General features: G+C 60.5%; 11 protein-coding genes and 2 tRNA genes. 9 read left to right on the top strand and 4 right to left on the bottom strand.

Annotated features, from left to right (window positions below; all coding sequences use genetic code 11):
• Positions 1-118: 118 nt before the first annotated feature.
• The 4 genes from ACCD00_RS14290 to ACCD00_RS14275 all read right to left on the bottom strand — a co-directional run bounded on the left by ACCD00_RS14290 (position 119) and on the right by ACCD00_RS14275 (position 3,328).
• Complete coding sequence (locus tag ACCD00_RS14290) at positions 119-1,666, bottom strand: ABC transporter permease (RefSeq protein ID WP_413425406.1); 1,548 nt, start codon at positions 1,664-1,666, stop codon at positions 119-121.
• Entirely contained in the window at positions 1,666-2,676 is a 1,011-nt protein-coding gene (locus tag ACCD00_RS14285; RefSeq protein ID WP_413425404.1) for an extracellular solute-binding protein, read from the bottom strand. The genes ACCD00_RS14290 and ACCD00_RS14285 overlap by 1 nt, the downstream gene beginning before the upstream one ends.
• A 311-nt stretch (positions 2,677-2,987) precedes the next feature.
• Positions 2,988-3,074, bottom strand: a tRNA-Leu gene (locus ACCD00_RS14280).
• A gap of 167 nt (positions 3,075-3,241) precedes the next feature.
• A tRNA-Leu gene (locus ACCD00_RS14275) sits at positions 3,242-3,328 on the bottom strand.
• A 224-nt stretch (positions 3,329-3,552) separates the two neighbouring features.
• Here ACCD00_RS14275 and rnr point away from each other — a divergent pair.
• The 9 genes from rnr to ACCD00_RS14230 all read left to right on the top strand — a co-directional run bounded on the left by rnr (position 3,553) and on the right by ACCD00_RS14230 (position 17,009).
• Complete coding sequence (rnr, locus tag ACCD00_RS14270) at positions 3,553-6,189, top strand: ribonuclease R (RefSeq protein WP_413425402.1); 2,637 nt, start codon at positions 3,553-3,555, stop codon at positions 6,187-6,189.
• Positions 6,186-6,953: a 23S rRNA (guanosine(2251)-2'-O)-methyltransferase RlmB gene (gene rlmB / locus ACCD00_RS14265; protein ID WP_413425400.1), complete on the top strand. Its 768-nt coding sequence runs from the start codon at positions 6,186-6,188 to the stop codon at positions 6,951-6,953. The genes rnr and rlmB overlap by 4 nt, the downstream gene beginning before the upstream one ends.
• 308 nt (positions 6,954-7,261) lie before the next feature.
• On the top strand, positions 7,262-7,684 hold the full coding sequence (gene rpsF / locus ACCD00_RS14260; RefSeq protein ID WP_007982042.1) for a 30S ribosomal protein S6: 423 nt from the start codon (positions 7,262-7,264) through the stop codon (positions 7,682-7,684).
• A gap of 28 nt (positions 7,685-7,712) precedes the next feature.
• On the top strand, positions 7,713-7,943 hold the full coding sequence (gene rpsR / locus ACCD00_RS14255; RefSeq protein ID WP_002551829.1) for a 30S ribosomal protein S18: 231 nt from the start codon (positions 7,713-7,715) through the stop codon (positions 7,941-7,943).
• Between the two features lie 36 nt (positions 7,944-7,979).
• The gene (locus ACCD00_RS14250) at positions 7,980-8,873 is read left to right on the top strand and encodes a hypothetical protein (protein WP_322615617.1); all 894 of its coding nucleotides are present in this window, start codon (positions 7,980-7,982) and stop codon (positions 8,871-8,873) included.
• Between the two features lie 19 nt (positions 8,874-8,892).
• Positions 8,893-9,339, top strand: coding sequence for a 50S ribosomal protein L9 (gene rplI, locus ACCD00_RS14245; RefSeq protein WP_007973276.1), 447 nt, complete (start codon positions 8,893-8,895; stop codon positions 9,337-9,339).
• Positions 9,340-9,462: 123 nt separating this feature from the next.
• A complete protein-coding gene (gene dnaB, locus ACCD00_RS14240) occupies positions 9,463-10,860 on the top strand; it encodes a replicative DNA helicase (protein ID WP_057397743.1) in 1,398 nt (465 codons plus the stop codon).
• A gap of 208 nt (positions 10,861-11,068) precedes the next feature.
• Entirely contained in the window at positions 11,069-13,372 is a 2,304-nt protein-coding gene (locus tag ACCD00_RS14235; protein WP_008016881.1) for a YgiQ family radical SAM protein, read from the top strand.
• 361 nt (positions 13,373-13,733) lie between these two features.
• The gene (locus tag ACCD00_RS14230) at positions 13,734-17,009 is read left to right on the top strand and encodes a DUF2126 domain-containing protein (protein WP_413425397.1); all 3,276 of its coding nucleotides are present in this window, start codon (positions 13,734-13,736) and stop codon (positions 17,007-17,009) included.
• The last annotated feature ends 36 nt before the right edge of the window (positions 17,010-17,045 follow it).

Here is a 17,045-nt window from a genome sequence, read left to right as displayed (position 1 = left end):
GTTGCCTGGCCCGACCCCTTCGCGAGCAAGCCCGCTCCCACATTTAATCTCTGCTGTTCACAAATAGTGAGTTCACAGCAGATCCAGTGTGGGAGCGGGCTTGCCCGCGAAGGCGATCTCAGCGACTCAGATACATCCGCGTCGTCAGCAGATAAACCGGCAATCCCGACACCAGAATCAACAGCGCCGCATAAGGTGCCGCCGCCGCAAACTCCACATTCGCGGTATGCGCCCACACCTCTGTCGCCAAGGTATTGAGTCCGGTCGGGCTCAGCAGCAGTGTCGCCGTCAGTTCCTTCATCGCATCCAGGAACACCAGCGCAAAGGCCGCCCCCAGCGCCGGAAAGATAATCGGCAGTGTCACTCGGCAAAAAGCGCTGAATGATGAGGCGCCCAGCGTACGTGCCGCCTCTTCAAGTTGCGGCGCCGCTTTGTTCAGGGCGGTGCGGATCGGTGCCTGGGCCAGTGGCAGAAACAACAGGGTGTAGGCGATGAGCAGCAACGCCGAAGTCTGGTAAAGCATCGGCAAGTAGTGCAGGGCGAAATACACCAGGGTCAGGGCAATGACCAGCCCCGGCAGGGCGTGCAGCAGATACGGCAAGCGCTCGGCCCAGATCGCCAGTTGCCCTTTGTAGCGTACGACCAGCAGGCCGACCGGCACTGCCAGCACCAGGCAAAACCCCGCGCCTCCCAGCGACAGTGCGAGGGATGACAGCAATGCTTCGCCGATCGCCGCCACGGGAAAGGCTGCCGATGATCCCACCGCCAGCCAGTAGCCCAGCATACCCAGCGGAATCCCGCTGCCAATGATTGCCAGCAGCAGGCAATAAAGCTGTCCTGCCACTGCCCACAGCCCCAGTTGAACCTGTTCCGCGTGTCTCGCCGCACCCTGGCCGGTGCGCACGTGTCGACCCTTGCCGCGCACGCGCAGTTCCAGCCACAGCAGCGCCAGGCACAGTATCAGCAGTACGGCGGAGAGCATCGCTGCGTTGGCATTGCTGAACTCCAGCTCGAACTGTTGATAGATCGCCGTGGTGAAGGTTTGCAGGCCGATGATCGACAGGGCGCCGAACTCCACCAGCATGTGCAGCGCAATCAGCAACGAGCCCGCCAGCAGCGATGGCCAGAGCAAGGGCAGGGTGACGCGGAAAAACACGCCCCAGCGATTCTGGCCCAAGGTGCGGGCCGATTCTTCAAGGGATGGATCAAGGTTGCGCAGGGTTGCCGCCACAGGCAGAAAAATCAGCGGGTACTTGGACAGGCTCATCACCAGGATCGCCCCGCCGAGCCCCTCAAAGTGCGCGCTCAGCGAAACCCAGGTGAAGCTGCTGACAAAGGCCGGTACGGCAAACGGCAGGCACAGGATTACACCCCAAATCCTGCGTCCCGCCAGATTGCTGCGTTCGAGCAGCCACGCCAGTGACAGGCCGATCACGCCGCAGGCGAGGGTGACGCCCAGCATCAATGCAAGGGTGTTGCGCAGCAGGCCGAATACGTAGGGCCGCCACAGCAGGTGCAAGGCTTGGGCCCAGCCTGCTTGCCAGGCTTTGAGTCCGACATAGGCCAGCGGCAGGAAGCTGAGTACGACCAGCAGCAATACCGGCAACACCAACCCTATGGGGGGACGCTTGCGGCGCAGGCTGGCGACAGATAGCGATGCGCTCATCAGTTCAAGCCAACGTCGCGTTCCAGGTCCAGGGCTTCTTCGGCATTGCCGAGGTCGGCTGGCGTCACGTTCGGCGCCTGCAGTTCGCTGAATGGCTTGAGCCCGCGATCAGATTCCATGCCTTTGTGCAGAGGGTATTCGGCGGTGGTCTGGGTGATCACGCGCTGGCCTTCCTCGCTGGCCATATAGGCGAGCAATTGCTGTGCTTCCTGGGGGTGTTTGCTGGATTTGAGGACTGCTGCACTGGAAACGGTGATGAGCCCGCCGACATCGCCGCCTGTGAAGTAATGCAGCTTCGAGTCGAGCTGGCCTTTTTCACGCTGCAGGGCGAACCAGTAGTAGTTGTTGACCAACACAGTGGCCACTTCGCCATTTTCCACGGCTTTCAGTGCAACCATGTTGTTGCTGTAGGTTTTGCCGAATGCGCGCAGTCCGGTCAGCCATTCTTCGGCGGCGTCCATGCCGTGCACCTTGATGATCGCGACGGCCTGTTCCTGGAAGGCGCCGCTGGTGGGCACGAAGCCGACTTTGCCTTGCCATTTGGGGTTGGAGAAATCCATCACCGAGGCGGGCAAGTCTTTTTCATCGATCAGCTTCGGGTTGAAGGCGACGACGCGCACCCGGGCGGTCACGCCAATCCAGGTGCCGTTGCCGGCCACGTATTCCTTGGGCAGAACGGCCAGTGTGGCGTCATCCGTCTTGGCCAGCAGGCCTTGTTCGCCGAGTTTGTTCAGTGGCGGCGACTCTTCGGTGTAGATGACGTCGGCGGGGGAGCGATCGCCCTCTTCGACGATCTGACTGGCGAGCTGATTGCTGCTGCCTTTGCGCACATTGACGTGGATGCCGGTCTTGGCTTCGAAGGCTTTGGCGACTGCGTCGCCGACTTCCTTGTGTTGGCCGTTGTAGAGAGTCAGGGAAACCGGGTCGGCGGCTTGGGTGAGGGGAGTGGCGAGTGCCAGGCCAAGCAGGGTAATGGTCAGGCCGCGGCGCAGGGTATTTCGAAACATCATTCGCAGGGTTCCTCACTGTCGCATTGCAAAAACTTGCAACAATGATAAACGATATTGTTTCTCAAATGCGCCTTGCGGTGGCTGGCATATGTTTGCTAATTGGCTCACATCCCTTGTAGGAGCGAGCTTGCTCGCGATGGACGTGAACGTAATCGAGGGTTGTCTGAAGAAATGCGTCGCCTGAGCATGCATCGCGAGCAAGCTCGCTCCTACAGGGAGAGGGGGGGAGACGTGTTTTCAAATGCCAGAAACGCAAAAACCCGCTTTCGCGGGTTTTTGTGAAATCCAAGGCCGTAACCTTGAATTTGAATTGGTGCCCAGAAGAAGACTCGAACTTCCACGGCCGTAAGGCCACCAGCACCTGAAGCTGGCGTGTCTACCAATTTCACCATCTGGGCATTCATCTTCAGCGTTGCCGCTGTTGATGTGGCGCACTATACGGAGAGCGTTTTGATCTGTAAACCCCTGATTTTAAAATTAATAAACCAGGGGCCCAAAATGCAAAAACCCGCTTTCGCGGGTTTTTGTGTGAGCCTTGAAATTGATCTAGTCTCAAGCTCGAAATTGGTGCCCAGAAGAAGACTCGAACTTCCACGACCGTAAGGTCACCAGCACCTGAAGCTGGCGTGTCTACCAATTTCACCATCTGGGCATTATCGGCAACGTCTGCGTCGTCGATGGCGCGCACTATACGGAGCGTCTTTTTAACTGTAAACCCCCGGCCTCAAAAAAACCTGAAAAAATTCACCAGCGGTCTGCAATTCAGCTTTGAGGTGTCGATACAGGGCTTTAGATGGGTCGTCTTAGCTTGAAATTTCCCGTTTCATTACGCCTATGCCAAACTAACCCGCATATAGACAAGGTGAAAACTCTCTAATGGCCGATTGGCAGTCCCTCGATCCCGAGGCCGCTCGTGAAGCGGAAAAATATGAAAACCCCATTCCTAGCCGCGAACTGATCCTTCAGCACCTTGCTGATCGAGGTTCGCCTGCTAACCGCGAGCAACTGGTCGAAGAGTTTGGTCTGACCACAGAAGACCAGATCGAAGCCCTGCGCCGCCGCCTGCGCGCCATGGAGCGCGATGCTCAACTCATCTATACCCGTCGCGGCACTTATGCGCCGGTGGACAAGCTCGACCTGATCCTGGGCCGCATCAGCGGTCACCGCGACGGCTTCGGCTTCCTGGTGCCGGACGACGGCAGTGACGACCTGTTCATGAGCCCGGCGCAGATGCGTCTGGTGTTCGACGGTGACCGTGCCCTGGCCCGTGTATCCGGCCTGGACCGTCGCGGTCGCCGCGAAGGCATGATCGTCGAAGTGGTGTCCCGCGCCCACGAAAGCATCGTCGGTCGCTACTTCGAAGAGGGCGGTATCGGTTTCGTCGTTGCCGACAACCCGAAGATCCAGCAGGAAGTGCTGGTCACACCGGGCCGTAACGCCAACGCGCAGATCGGTCAGTTCGTCGAAGTGAAGATCACTCACTGGCCGACGCCACGCTTCCAGCCGCAAGGCGACGTGGTTGAAGTCGTGGGTAATTACATGGCGCCGGGCATGGAGATCGACGTTGCCCTGCGTACCTATGACATTCCCCACGTCTGGCCCGAGGCCGTGCTCAAGGAAGCCGGCAAGCTCAAGCCGGAAGTCGAAGAGAAAGACAAAGAGAAGCGTATCGACCTGCGTCATCTGCCGTTCGTCACCATCGACGGCGAAGATGCCCGCGACTTCGATGACGCGGTCTACTGCGAAGCCCGTCCGGGCAAGCTGCGCCTGTTCTCCGGCGGCTGGAAGCTGTACGTGGCGATTGCCGACGTATCCAGCTACGTGAAGCTCGGTTCGGCGCTGGATGCCGAGGCGCAGGTTCGCGGCAACTCGGTGTACTTCCCCGAGCGCGTGATTCCGATGCTGCCTGAGCAGCTGTCCAACGGTTTGTGCTCGCTGAACCCGCAAGTCGATCGCTTGGCCATGGTTTGCGAGATGACCATCTCCAAATCCGGCGAGATGACCGACTACTGCTTCTACGAAGCGGTGATCCACTCCCATGCCCGCCTGACCTACAACAAGGTCAGCGCGATGCTGGAAACGCCGAAAGCCACCGAGGCGCGCAAGCTTCGCGGTGAATACACCGACGTGGTGCCGCACCTCAAGCAGCTCTACTCGCTGTACAAGGTATTGCTGGCCGCCCGTCACGTACGTGGCGCGATCGATTTCGAAACCCAGGAAACCCGGATCATCTTCGGTTCCGAGCGCAAGATCGCCGAAATCCGGCCGACCATTCGCAACGATGCGCACAAGCTGATCGAGGAATGCATGCTGGCGGCCAACGTGGCCACCGCCGAGTTCCTGAAAAAGCACGAAATCCCTGCGCTGTATCGCGTTCACGATGGTCCGCCACCGGAGCGCCTGGAAAAGCTGCGCGCCTTCCTCGGCGAGCTCGGCCTGTCCCTGCACAAAGGCAAGGATGGTCCGTCGCCGAAGGATTACCAGGCACTGCTGGCCGGTATCAAGGATCGTCCGGATTTCCACCTGATCCAGACCGTCATGCTGCGTTCGTTGAGCCAGGCGGTGTACAGCGCCGATAACCAAGGCCACTTCGGCCTGAATTACGAGGCGTACACGCACTTCACTTCGCCGATCCGCCGCTACCCGGACTTGCTCACGCACCGGGCGATTCGCAGCGTGATCCATTCGAAGCAGGACACCCCGCACGTTCGTCGTGCCGGTGCGATGACGATTCCGAAGGCGCGCATCTATCCGTACGACGAAGCGGCCCTGGAGCAGCTCGGCGAGCAGTGCTCGATGAGCGAGCGCCGTGCCGACGAAGCGACCCGCGACGTGGTGAACTGGCTCAAGTGCGAGTTCATGAAGGATCGCGTTGGCGAATCGTTCCCGGGCGTGATCACCGCGGTGACCGGTTTTGGTCTGTTCGTCGAGCTGACCGATATCTACGTCGAAGGCCTGGTGCACGTCACTGCGCTGCCGGGCGATTACTACCACTTCGATCCTGTGCACCACCGCCTGGCCGGTGAGCGTACCGGTCGCAGTTTCCGCCTTGGCGACACCGTGGAAGTGCGGGTCATGCGCGTCGACCTCGACGAACGCAAGATCGACTTCGAGATGGCTGAAAAAACCATCAGCGCGCCGATCGGTCGCAAAAAGCGTGGCACGGAAGCGGCAGCACCTGCGGCCCTCTCTACAAAAACAGTCGCAGAACCGGCCCCGGCGAAAACCGGTCGTCGTCCTGCCAAGGAAAAGGCTGTCGAGGCCTATCGCCCAAGCGATGCGGCGGCGAAAAACGCCGAAGTGCGCAAGAGTCGTGAAATGAAACAGGCGTTGCTGGCCGGTGCGAAAAGCGGCGGTAAAGCGGCGTCTGGGGGAAAGACCAGCCGGTCGGCGCCTGACAAGGCTGTCGGCGGCAAACCAGCCAAACCGAGCAAACATCGTAAAGGTCCGCCAAAAGCGGGCTCGGCTCCAGCCAAGACTGGCGGGGCGCGTAAACCTAAGGCCAAGCCATGAGTCAGTTGGAAAAGATCTACGGCGTACACGCTGTAGAAGCGTTGTTGCGTCATCACCCGAAACGCGTAAAGCAGATCTGGCTGGCCGAAGGTCGCGGTGATCCGCGGGTGCAGACGTTGATCGAACTGGCCAACGAAAACCGTGTCCAGATCGGCCAGGCCGAGCGTCGTGAAATGGACGCCTGGGTTGAAGGCGTGCACCAGGGCGTGGTGGCGGACGTAAGTCCTAGCCAGGTCTGGGGCGAGGCGATGCTCGACGAACTGCTTGATCGTACCGAGGGCGCCCCGTTGTTGCTGGTGCTCGACGGCGTGACCGATCCGCACAACCTCGGCGCCTGCCTGCGTTCTGCCGATGCGGCGGGTGCACTGGCTGTGATCGTGCCGAAGGACAAGTCCGCGACCCTGACGCCGGTAGTGCGAAAGGTTGCCTGCGGTGCGGCGGAAGTGATTCCGCTGGTGGCCGTGACCAACCTGGCGCGCACCCTGGAAAAGCTCCAGCAGCGTGGCTTGTGGGTTGTCGGTACGGCGGGGGAGGCCGAAGTCAGTCTGTATGACCAGGATCTCACCGGGCCGACCATCCTGATCATGGGTGCCGAAGGCAAGGGCATGCGTCGCCTGACCCGCGAGCATTGTGACTACCTGGTGCATCTGCCGATGGCCGGTAGCGTCAGCAGTCTCAACGTGTCGGTAGCGACTGGCGTGTGCCTGTTCGAGGCGCGGCGTCAGCGTGGTGCGAAAGCTGCGGCGGCCGCCAAGAAAGCCTGATTGGCGCACGACCGACTTGTAGGAGCGAGCTTGCTCGCGAAGGACTCAAGATCACCGCGGGGCATCAGCTTCCCCTCGTTATCGTTGACGACCTTCGCGAGCAAGCTCGCTCCTACAGTGCTTTTGGGTGTCGAGGTTTGTTCAAATAATCACCAATTACCTTGCGCCTCCCTCGCCCCTTCTCTACAATTGCGCCCCTTGCTGTGACGGCAGGCATTCATGTGCCTTACCCACGCAAGTCCATAAGTGTCATTCACTCCTTGTCTGACCGCTTTTGAGCGGCAGGCTACAACCCGTAAGGAGCATTCATGCGTCATTACGAAATCATCTTTTTGGTCCACCCGGATCAAAGCGAGCAAGTCGGCGGCATGGTTGAGCGTTACACCAAGCTGATCGAAGAAGACGGCGGCAAAATCCACCGTCTGGAAGATTGGGGCCGTCGTCAACTGGCCTACGCAATCAACAATGTTCACAAGGCTCACTACGTGATGCTGAACGTTGAGTGCACTGGCAAGGCCCTGGCCGAGCTGGAAGACAACTTCCGCTACAACGATGCAGTGATCCGTAACCTGGTCATCCGTCGCGACGAAGCCGTTACCGGCCAGTCCGAGATGCTCAAGGCTGAAGAAAACCGCAGTGAGCGCCGTGAGCGTCGCGACCGTCCTGAGCACGAAGGCGCTGAAAGCGTTGACAGTGATGACAGCGACAACAGCGATAACGCTGACGAGTAATCCACGGACCTTTTAAGGAGCCTATCAAATGGCACGTTTCTTCCGTCGTCGTAAATTCTGCCGCTTCACCGCTGAAGACGTGAAAGAGATCGATTACAAAGATCTCAACACCCTGAAAGCCTACGTATCCGAGACCGGCAAAATCGTTCCAAGCCGCATCACCGGTACCAAAGCTCGTTATCAGCGTCAGCTGGCCACCGCTATCAAGCGCGCCCGCTTCCTGGCCCTGCTGGCCTACACCGACAGCCACGGCCGCTGAGACCGGGCAGTCGACTCGTAGCAAAGGATTGAATGCATGCGGGCCATAGCTGAGTTCATCATGCGCGGCCGTATGCAGGCCACTCTCGTAGTGGCTGGATGCGCGGCGATGCCGTTGTTGTATTGGTTGGGTGCTGCCGCCGGATGCCTTGTGCTCCTGCGGCGCGGATTGAGGGACGCCCTGGGCGTTCTTGCTCTGGGACTGCTGCCGGCATTGGTCTGGTGGCTGTACTCCGACGACCCACGGGCACTTCTGGTGCTGCTGGGGTCTGCGAGCCTTGCGTTGGTTTTGCGCGCAAGCGAGTCCTGGAACCGCGTGCTGCTGGTCAGCATAGCGATGGGAGTGGTGTTTTCAGTGGTGTTGGGGACAGCTTTTGCTCCCCAGATCGAGATGCTGGCGCAGGCTTTGATCAAGGTCATGCCGTCGCTACTCGGTGATGTCTACCAGAAGATGTCGGTAGACGAACAAGCGCGTTTCGCGTCCCTGATTGCACCGGTCCTGACCGGCCTGATTGCGGCGTTGTTGCAAATCGTCAGCTTGCTGAGCCTGCTTGTCGGGCGCTACTGGCAGGCGTTGTTGTACAACCCGGGCGGTTTTGGTCGCGAGTTTCGCGCCATCCGCTTCCCGCTGTTGCCGGCGATGTTGCTGCTGGCGTGCATGCTTCTGGGGCCGAACATCGGCTCGCAGATGGCCATGTTGACGCCGTTGTGCAGCGTACCGCTGGTGTTCGCCGGGCTGGCCCTGATTCACGGGCTGGTGGCGCAGAAGCGACTGGCCAGGTTCTGGCTGGTGGGGTTGTACGTGACGCTGTTGCTGTTCATGCAGCTGATCTATCCGTTGCTGGTGGTCCTGGCCATCGTCGACAGCCTGATTGATTTTCGCGGTCGTTCGGCACCGAAAGATGCCGATAACGCGAACGGTGAAGGTTAAAAGTTAAGAGGATTTTCACATGCAACTGATCCTTCTGGAAAAAGTCACCAACCTGGGCAACCTGGGTGACAAAGTGAACGTTAAGGCTGGTTACGGTCGTAACTACCTGCTGCCTTACGGCAAAGCTACCGCTGCGACCCCAGCCAACCTGGCTGCGTTCGAAGAGCGTCGTGCCGAGCTGGAAAAAGCTGCAGCAGATCGCAAAGCATCGGCTGAAAGCCGCGCTGCCCAACTGGCCGAGCTGGAAGTGACCATCACTGCCACCGCTGGCGACGAAGGCAAGCTGTTCGGTTCGATCGGTACTCACGACATCGCTGACGCACTGACCGCCTCCGGCGTTGAAGTGCAGAAGAGCGAAGTTCGTCTGCCGAACGGCACCATCCGCAACGTAGGCGAATTCGACGTAGCCGTGCACCTGCACGCCGAAGTTGAAGCCACCGTACGCGTTGTCGTGGTAGCAGCTTAAGCAGCACTTGTCGGCTGGCACCCTCGGGTGCTTGCCGGTAACATCGGGCACGATCCTGTTTACAGGTCGTGCCCTTTGTCTTTCTGAACCCCCTGCTTTTCATCACCCAAAACACAAGTGGCCATGAACGATATCTCCGCTCCCGAGCAATACGATCTGCAAACCGCCGCCCTGAAGGTGCCGCCGCACTCCATCGAGGCCGAACAGGCCGTGCTCGGTGGTCTGATGCTGGACAACAACGCCTGGGAACGCGTGCTCGATCAAGTCTCTGACGGCGATTTCTATCGACATGACCACCGCCTGATTTTCCGTGCGATCGCCAAGCTGGCCGATCAGAACATGCCGATCGACGTCGTGACCCTGTCCGAACAACTGGACAAGGAAGGTCAGACTTCGCAAGTCGGCGGCCTCGGTTACCTCGGTGAGCTGGCGAAAAACACGCCATCCGTCGCCAACATCAAGGCTTATGCGCAGATCGTTCGTGAACGGGCGACACTGCGCCAGTTGATCGGTATCAGCACTGAAATCGCCGATAGCGCTTTCAACCCGGAAGGTCGCACCGCCGCCGAGATTCTCGACGAAGCCGAACGCCAGATTTTCCAGATCGCCGAGGCCCGACCAAAGACCGGTGGCCCGGTGGGCGTCAACGACCTGCTGACCAAGGCCATCGACCGCATCGACACCCTGTTCAACACCGACAACGCCATTACAGGCCTGTCCACCGGCTACACCGACCTCGACGAGAAGACCAGCGGCCTGCAACCGGCCGACTTGATCATCGTCGCCGGCCGTCCGTCCATGGGTAAAACCACCTTTGCGATGAACCTGGTGGAAAACGCCGTATTGCGCAGCGAGAAGGCTGTCCTGGTTTACTCCCTCGAGATGCCAGGCGAATCGCTGATCATGCGTATGTTGTCGTCCCTGGGGCGCATCGACCAGACCAAGGTCCGTTCCGGTCAACTGGAAGACGACGACTGGCCGCGCCTGACCTCGGCGGTCAACCTGCTCAACGACCGCAAGCTGTTCATTGACGATACCGCGGGCATCAGCCCGTCGGAAATGCGCGCCCGGACCCGCCGCCTGGTGCGTGAGCATGGCGATGTCGGCCTGATCATGATCGACTACCTGCAATTGATGCAGATCCCGGGCTCCAGCGGTGACAACCGGACCAACGAGATTTCCGAGATCTCCCGATCCCTGAAAGCCCTGGCCAAGGAATTCAACTGCCCGGTGGTGGCGCTCTCGCAGCTCAACCGTTCCCTGGAACAGCGGCCGAACAAGCGTCCGGTGAACTCCGACTTGCGGGAATCCGGAGCGATCGAGCAGGACGCCGACGTGATCATGTTCGTTTATCGCGACGAGGTGTATCACCCGGAAACCGAGCACAAGGGCATTGCCGAGATCATCATCGGCAAGCAGCGGAACGGCCCGATCGGTTTTATCCGTCTGGCCTTCATCGGTAAATACACCCGTTTCGAGAACCTGGCGCCGGGTAGCTACAACTTCGATGACGACGAATAACCTGTGGGAGCGGGCTTGCTCGCGAAGGCGGAGTGTCAGGCAACATCAATATCGACTGACACCCCGCCTTCGTCGGAGCGCCGCCCGGAGCAAGCCCGCTCCCACATGGGGTGCACGCAATTTCCGACCACAGCCGTCGGAATTGGTCAAAATTTGTGCTATATTCCGCGCCCGCGAAATTCAATGAAAGCCAACACCGGTTATCGACATGCAAGCAGCCAAGCCGTTATTTGACTATCCCAAGTACTGGGCCGAATGTTTCGGGCCAGCGCCGTTCCTGCCCATGAGCAGGGAGGAGATGGATCAGCTCGGCTGGGATTCCTGCGACATCATCATCGTCACCGGTGATGCGTACGTCGACCACCCGTCGTTCGGCATGGCGATCATCGGCCGGCTGCTGGAGTCCCAGGGCTTCCGCGTCGGGATCATTGCCCAGCCGAACTGGCAGTCCAAAGACGACTTCATGAAGCTCGGCGAGCCGAACCTGTTCTTCGGTGTCGCGGCCGGCAACATGGACTCGATGATCAACCGCTACACCGCCGACAAGAAAATCCGTTCCGACGATGCCTACACGCCGGGTGGCCTGGCCGGCAAGCGTCCGGACCGCGCCAGCCTGGTGTACAGCCAGCGCTGCAAGGAAGCCTACAAGCACGTGCCGATCGTCCTCGGCGGCATCGAAGCGTCGCTGCGCCGCATCGCTCACTACGATTACTGGCAGGACCGTGTGCGTAACTCGATCCTGATCGACGCCAGCGCCGACATCCTGCTGTACGGCAACGCCGAGCGGGCCATCGTCGAGGTTGCCCAGCGCCTGTCCTATGGTCACAAGATCGAAGACATCACCGACGTGCGCGGCACCGCGTTCATCCGTCGTGACACGCCGCAAGGCTGGTACGAGGTCGATTCCACGCGTATCGACCGTCCGGGCAAGATCGACAAGATCATCAACCCGTACGTCAACACCCAGGACACCGCCGCCTGCGCCATCGAGCAGGAGAAGGGCCCGGTCGAGGATCCGCAGGAAGCCAAGGTCGTGCAGATCCTGGCCAGCCCGCGCATGACCCGCGACAAGACCGTTATCCGTTTGCCGTCGGTGGAAAAGGTCCGCAACGACGCGGTGCTCTACGCCCACGCCAACCGCGTGCTGCACCTGGAGACCAACCCGGGCAACGCCCGCGCCTTGGTGCAGAAGCACGGCGAAGTGGACGTCTGGTTCAACCCGCCACCGATTCCGATGACCACCGAAGAAATGGACTACGTGTTCGGCATGCCTTATCAGCGCATTCCGCACCCGGCGTACGGCAAGGAAAAGATCCCGGCCTACGAGATGATCCGTTTCTCGGTGAACATCATGCGTGGCTGCTTCGGCGGCTGCACCTTCTGCTCGATCACCGAGCACGAAGGCCGGATCATCCAGAACCGTTCCCACGAATCGATCATTCGCGAAATCGAAGAGATTCGCGACAAGGTCCCGGGTTTTACCGGCGTGATCTCCGACCTCGGCGGCCCGACCGCGAACATGTACCGCATCGCCTGCAAGAGCCCGGAAATCGAATCCGCGTGCCGCAAGCCATCGTGTGTGTTCCCTGGCATCTGCCCGAACCTGAACACCGACCACTCGGCGCTGATCCAGCTGTACCGCAGTGCCCGTGAGTTGCCGGGTGTGAAGAAAATCCTGATCGCTTCCGGCCTGCGCTATGACCTGGCGGTCGAGTCGCCGGAGTACGTCAAGGAACTGGTGACCCACCACGTCGGTGGCTACCTGAAGATCGCCCCGGAACACACCGAGGAAGGTCCGCTCAACCAGATGATGAAACCGGGCATCGGCAGCTATGACAAGTTCAAGCGCATGTTCGAGAAGTATTCGAAGGAAGCCGGGAAAGAGCAGTACCTGATTCCGTACTTCATCGCCGCCCACCCGGGCACCACCGACGAAGACATGATGAACCTGGCCCTGTGGCTCAAGGGCAACGGCTTCCGTGCCGACCAGGTGCAGGCGTTCTACCCGTCGCCGATGGCCACCGCCACCGCGATGTACCACTCGGGCAAGAACCCGCTGCGCAAGGTCACCTACAAGAGTGACGCGGTGACCATCGTCAAGAGCGAAGAGCAGCGTCGTCTGCACAAGGCGTTCTTGCGTTATCACGACCCGAAAGGCTGGCCGATGCTGCGTGAGGCTCTGACCCGCATGGGCCGCGCCGACCTGATCGGGCCGGGCAAGAACCAGTTGATTCCTTTGCACCAGCCATCGACCGACAGCTACCAGAGCGCCCGTCGCAAGAATTCGACGCCGGCCGGCAGCCATAAAGTGGCCAAGGAAAAGACCACCAAGATCCTCACCCAGCACACTGGCCTGCCACCGCGTGCCAGCGATGGCGGCAATCCGTGGGACAAGCGCGAACAGGCCAAGGCTGCGGCGTTCGCCCGCAACCAGCAGGCGGCCAAGGAGCGCAAGGAAGCGGCCAAGGGCAAGGGGCCGAAGCCGGCTCGCAAGCCGGTCGTGCCGCGCTAAGCCGCGCCTGCGCTGAACAGAACGCCAACCTTCGGGTTGGCGTTTTGCGTTTCTGGAGGAGTAAAAGCTGTATCACAGCCTGAAAGTGGGGTGTGGCAACTGGCCTCTTCGCGAGCAAGCCCGCTCCCACAATGAAATGCATTCCCCCCTGTGGGAGCGGGCTTGCTCGCGAAGAGGCCGGGTTTGGCGGCGACTATGCAACTGAACGCCACAAATACGTGCAACTCTTGCAAGCCAATTCTGCGCATCGCCCGATTTTGGTGCTGTACTGCCTCAGGCAACCGAGGAAAGCGCCAGCGTTGCTGGATGGCATAAGTCTTGCGCGCTTTCCAAAACGCTCAAGGCTCGCAGGAGGCACGCCGTGTCGATTCATGTCGCATTGCACCATGTCACGCATTACCGCTATGACCGCGCTGTCGAGCTTGGCCCGCAGATTGTTCGCCTGCGTCCCGCCGCTCACAGCCGCACGCGGATTCTGTCCTATTCGCTGAAAGTCTCGCCCGAGCAGCACTTCATCAACTGGCAGCAGGATCCTCAAGGCAATTATCTGGCGCGGCTGGTGTTCCCGGAGAAGACTGAAGAGCTGCGGATCGAAGTCGACCTGCTGGCTGAGATGGCGATCTTCAATCCGTTTGATTTCTTCCTTGAGCCCTACGCGGAAAAAATCCCTTTTACCTATGCCGCCGACGAGCGCAAGGAACTGGCGCCGTACCTGGAAACCCTGCCCCTGACGCCGAAGTTCAAGGCCTATCTGGACGGCATCGACCGCACGCCGTTGCCTGCCGTGGATTTTCTCGTCGCGCTCAACCAGCGCCTGAGCGAAGACATCGACTACCTGATTCGCATGGAGCCCGGCGTACAAACACCTGAACACACCCTCGAACAGGCCTCCGGTTCGTGCCGCGATTCCGCCTGGTTGCTGGTGCAACTGTTGCGCAACCTGGGACTGGCGGCGCGTTTCGTATCGGGCTACCTGATCCAGCTGACCGCCGACGTCAAAAGTCTTGACGGCCCGTCCGGCACCGAAGTGGATTTCACTGACCTGCACGCCTGGTGCGAGGTGTACTTGCCCGGTGCCGGCTGGATCGGCCTGGATGCGACCTCCGGGCTGTTTGCCGGTGAAGGACATATTCCGTTGGCCTGTAGTCCCGATCCGTCCTCTGCGGCGCCGATCAGTGGCCTGGTGGAACCGTGCGAGTGTGAATTCAGCCACGAAATGTCTGTGGAGCGGGTTTGGGAAGCACCACGGGTCACCAAGCCCTACACCGACGACCAATGGCTGGCGATTCAAGCCCTGGGCCGACAGATCGATGCCGATTTGCTGGAAGGCGATGTGCGCCTGACCATGGGCGGCGAGCCGACCTTCGTGTCCATTGATGACCCGGACGGCGCCGAGTGGAACACCACGGCACTGGGGCCGGATAAACGGCGGCTGTCCGCCGAGCTGTTCCAGCGCCTGCGTAGACACTACGCGCCCAAGGGGCTGGTGCATTTCGGGCAGGGCAAGTGGTACCCCGGCGAGCAACTGCCGCGCTGGTCGCTCAATTGCTATTGGCGCCGTGACGGCGTGCCGATCTGGCACAACAGCGCGCTGATCGCCGATGAACAGGAAGACTACGGTGTCGATGGCGCACTGGCCGGGCGTTTTCTGGCAAGCGTGGCCGAGCGTTTGAACATTCCGACACGCTTTGTGTTTCCAGCCTACGAAGACAATTTTTATTACCTCTGGCGCGAAGGGATGTTGCCGCAAAACGTCAGCGCCGAAGATTCGCGCCTGGAAGAGCCTTTGGAGCGTGCGCGTCTGCGCAAGGTCTTCAGTCAAGGCCTGGACAAGGTCATCGGCCAGGTCCTTCCGCTGGCGCGCACCGCCAAGGGCGATCAGTGGCAGAGCGGCCGCTGGTATCTGCGCGATGAGCACTGCCGACTGGTGCCGGGGGACTCGCCGCTGGGTTATCGCTTGCCGCTGGGTTCGCAGCCGTGGGTGAAAGCGGCGGAATATCCGTTTATTCATCCGCGAGACCCGAATCAGGATTTCCCGCCGCTGCCCGACACCGCGCAACTGCAAAGCCGGGGCGAGACTGCCGAGGTGCAGGAGCGCGTACCGAAGATCGATGAATCCGCCGACTGGCTGACCCGCACGGCGTTCTGCGCCGAGGCGCGGGAAGGCCGTTTGTACCTGTTCATGCCACCGCTGGAGCGGGTCGAGGATTACCTCGAACTGGTCGCTGCCATCGAAGCCACCGCTGAAGAGCTGATGTGCCCGGTATTGCTGGAGGGCTACGAGCCGCCGAGCGATCCACGCCTGAGCAACTTCCGTATCACCCCGGATCCGGGGGTGATCGAAGTCAACGTGCAGCCGTCCGCAACCTGGGATGAATTGGTCGAGCGCACTGAATTCCTTTACGAAGAAGCGCGCCAGACCCGGCTGACCACTGAGAAATTCATGATCGACGGTCGGCACACCGGTACGGGAGGCGGTAACCATTTCGTGCTGGGTGGCGCGACCCCGGGGGACTCGCCGTTTCTGCGTCGCCCGGATCTGCTGCGCAGCCTGATCAGCTACTGGCACAACCATCCGTCGCTGTCCTACCTGTTTTCCGGATTGTTCATCGGCCCGACGTCCCAGGCACCGCGGGTCGACGAAGCACGCAACGATGCCTTGTACGAACTGGAAATTGCCTTCGCGCAAATGCCTGAAGCGGGTGAGGAATGTCCGCCATGGCTGGTGGATCGACTGCTGCGCAACCTGCTGATCGATGTGACCGGCAACACCCACCGCGCCGAGTTCTGCATCGACAAACTCTATTCGCCGGACGGTGCCACCGGACGTCTCGGATTGCTGGAGCTGCGTGCGTTCGAGATGCCGCCCCACGCCCGCATGAGCCTGGCGCAACAGTTGTTGCTGCGGGCGCTGGTGGCGCGGTTCTGGCGCGAGCCCTATGCACCGCAGAAACTGGCGCGCTGGAGCACGGAGCTGCACGATCGCTTCCTGTTGCCGCACTTTATCGAGCAAGACTTCGCCGATGTCATCGTCGACCTCAACGCCGCCGGTTATCCGGTGCGGGCCGAATGGTTCGCCGCGCATCTGGAGTTCCGTTTTCCCAAGGTTGGCGATTACGCCGTCAGTGGTATCGCGCTGGAACTGCGCCAGGCGCTCGAGCCCTGGCACGTGCTGGGTGAAGAGGGCGCCATGGGCGGTACGGTGCGTTACGTGGATTCGTCGCTGGAGCGTTTGCAGGTCAAGCTCAGCGGCTTGCCGCCCCAGCGATATCTGCTGACCTGTAATGGTATCCCGGTGCCGTTGCAGCCCACGGGGCGGGTCGGCGAGTTCGTGGCCGGCGTACGCTTTCGAGCCTGGCAACCGGCCAACTGCCTGCAACCGACCATCCCGGTCCATGCGCCGCTGGTATTTGACCTGCTCGATACCTGGATGCAGCGATCGCTGGGCGGCTGCCAGTACCACGTCGCTCATCCGGGCGGGCGCAATTACGACAGCTTGCCGGTCAATGCCAACGAGGCCGAGAGCCGGCGCATGGCGCGTTTCTTCCGTATCGGACACACGCCAGGGAAGCTTCCTGTACCCAACATGGAAATTAACGACGAGCTACCGATGACACTCGATTTGCGACGTTTCTGAACCGTGCGCGACGCTCGGATTTTTCGTATATCCGGG

The sequence above is a fragment of the Pseudomonas sp. Pseusp3 genome (genome assembly GCF_047304225.1).
Classification (GTDB): domain Bacteria; phylum Pseudomonadota; class Gammaproteobacteria; order Pseudomonadales; family Pseudomonadaceae; genus Aquipseudomonas; species Aquipseudomonas fluorescens_CD.
Note: the sequence above shows the minus strand (reverse complement) of the source record. Positions and strands in the feature narration are given on the sequence as shown.

What these genes read in the sequence shown, in the direction of transcription:
- rpsF (WP_007982042.1), top strand. Translation starts at nt 7,262, where the DNA reads ATGCGTCATTACGAAATCATCTTTTTGGTCCACCCGGATCAAAGCGAG.
- ACCD00_RS14290 (WP_413425406.1), bottom strand. Translation starts at nt 1,666, where the DNA reads ATGAGCGCATCGCTATCTGTCGCCAGCCTGCGCCGCAAGCGTCCCCCC.
- dnaB (WP_057397743.1), top strand. Translation starts at nt 9,463, where the DNA reads ATGAACGATATCTCCGCTCCCGAGCAATACGATCTGCAAACCGCCGCC.
- ACCD00_RS14235 (WP_008016881.1), top strand. Translation starts at nt 11,069, where the DNA reads ATGCAAGCAGCCAAGCCGTTATTTGACTATCCCAAGTACTGGGCCGAA.
- rnr (WP_413425402.1), top strand. Translation starts at nt 3,553, where the DNA reads ATGGCCGATTGGCAGTCCCTCGATCCCGAGGCCGCTCGTGAAGCGGAA.
- ACCD00_RS14285 (WP_413425404.1), bottom strand. Translation starts at nt 2,676, where the DNA reads ATGATGTTTCGAAATACCCTGCGCCGCGGCCTGACCATTACCCTGCTT.
- ACCD00_RS14250 (WP_322615617.1), top strand. Translation starts at nt 7,980, where the DNA reads ATGCGGGCCATAGCTGAGTTCATCATGCGCGGCCGTATGCAGGCCACT.
- rplI (WP_007973276.1), top strand. Translation starts at nt 8,893, where the DNA reads ATGCAACTGATCCTTCTGGAAAAAGTCACCAACCTGGGCAACCTGGGT.
- rlmB (WP_413425400.1), top strand. Translation starts at nt 6,186, where the DNA reads ATGAGTCAGTTGGAAAAGATCTACGGCGTACACGCTGTAGAAGCGTTG.
- rpsR (WP_002551829.1), top strand. Translation starts at nt 7,713, where the DNA reads ATGGCACGTTTCTTCCGTCGTCGTAAATTCTGCCGCTTCACCGCTGAA.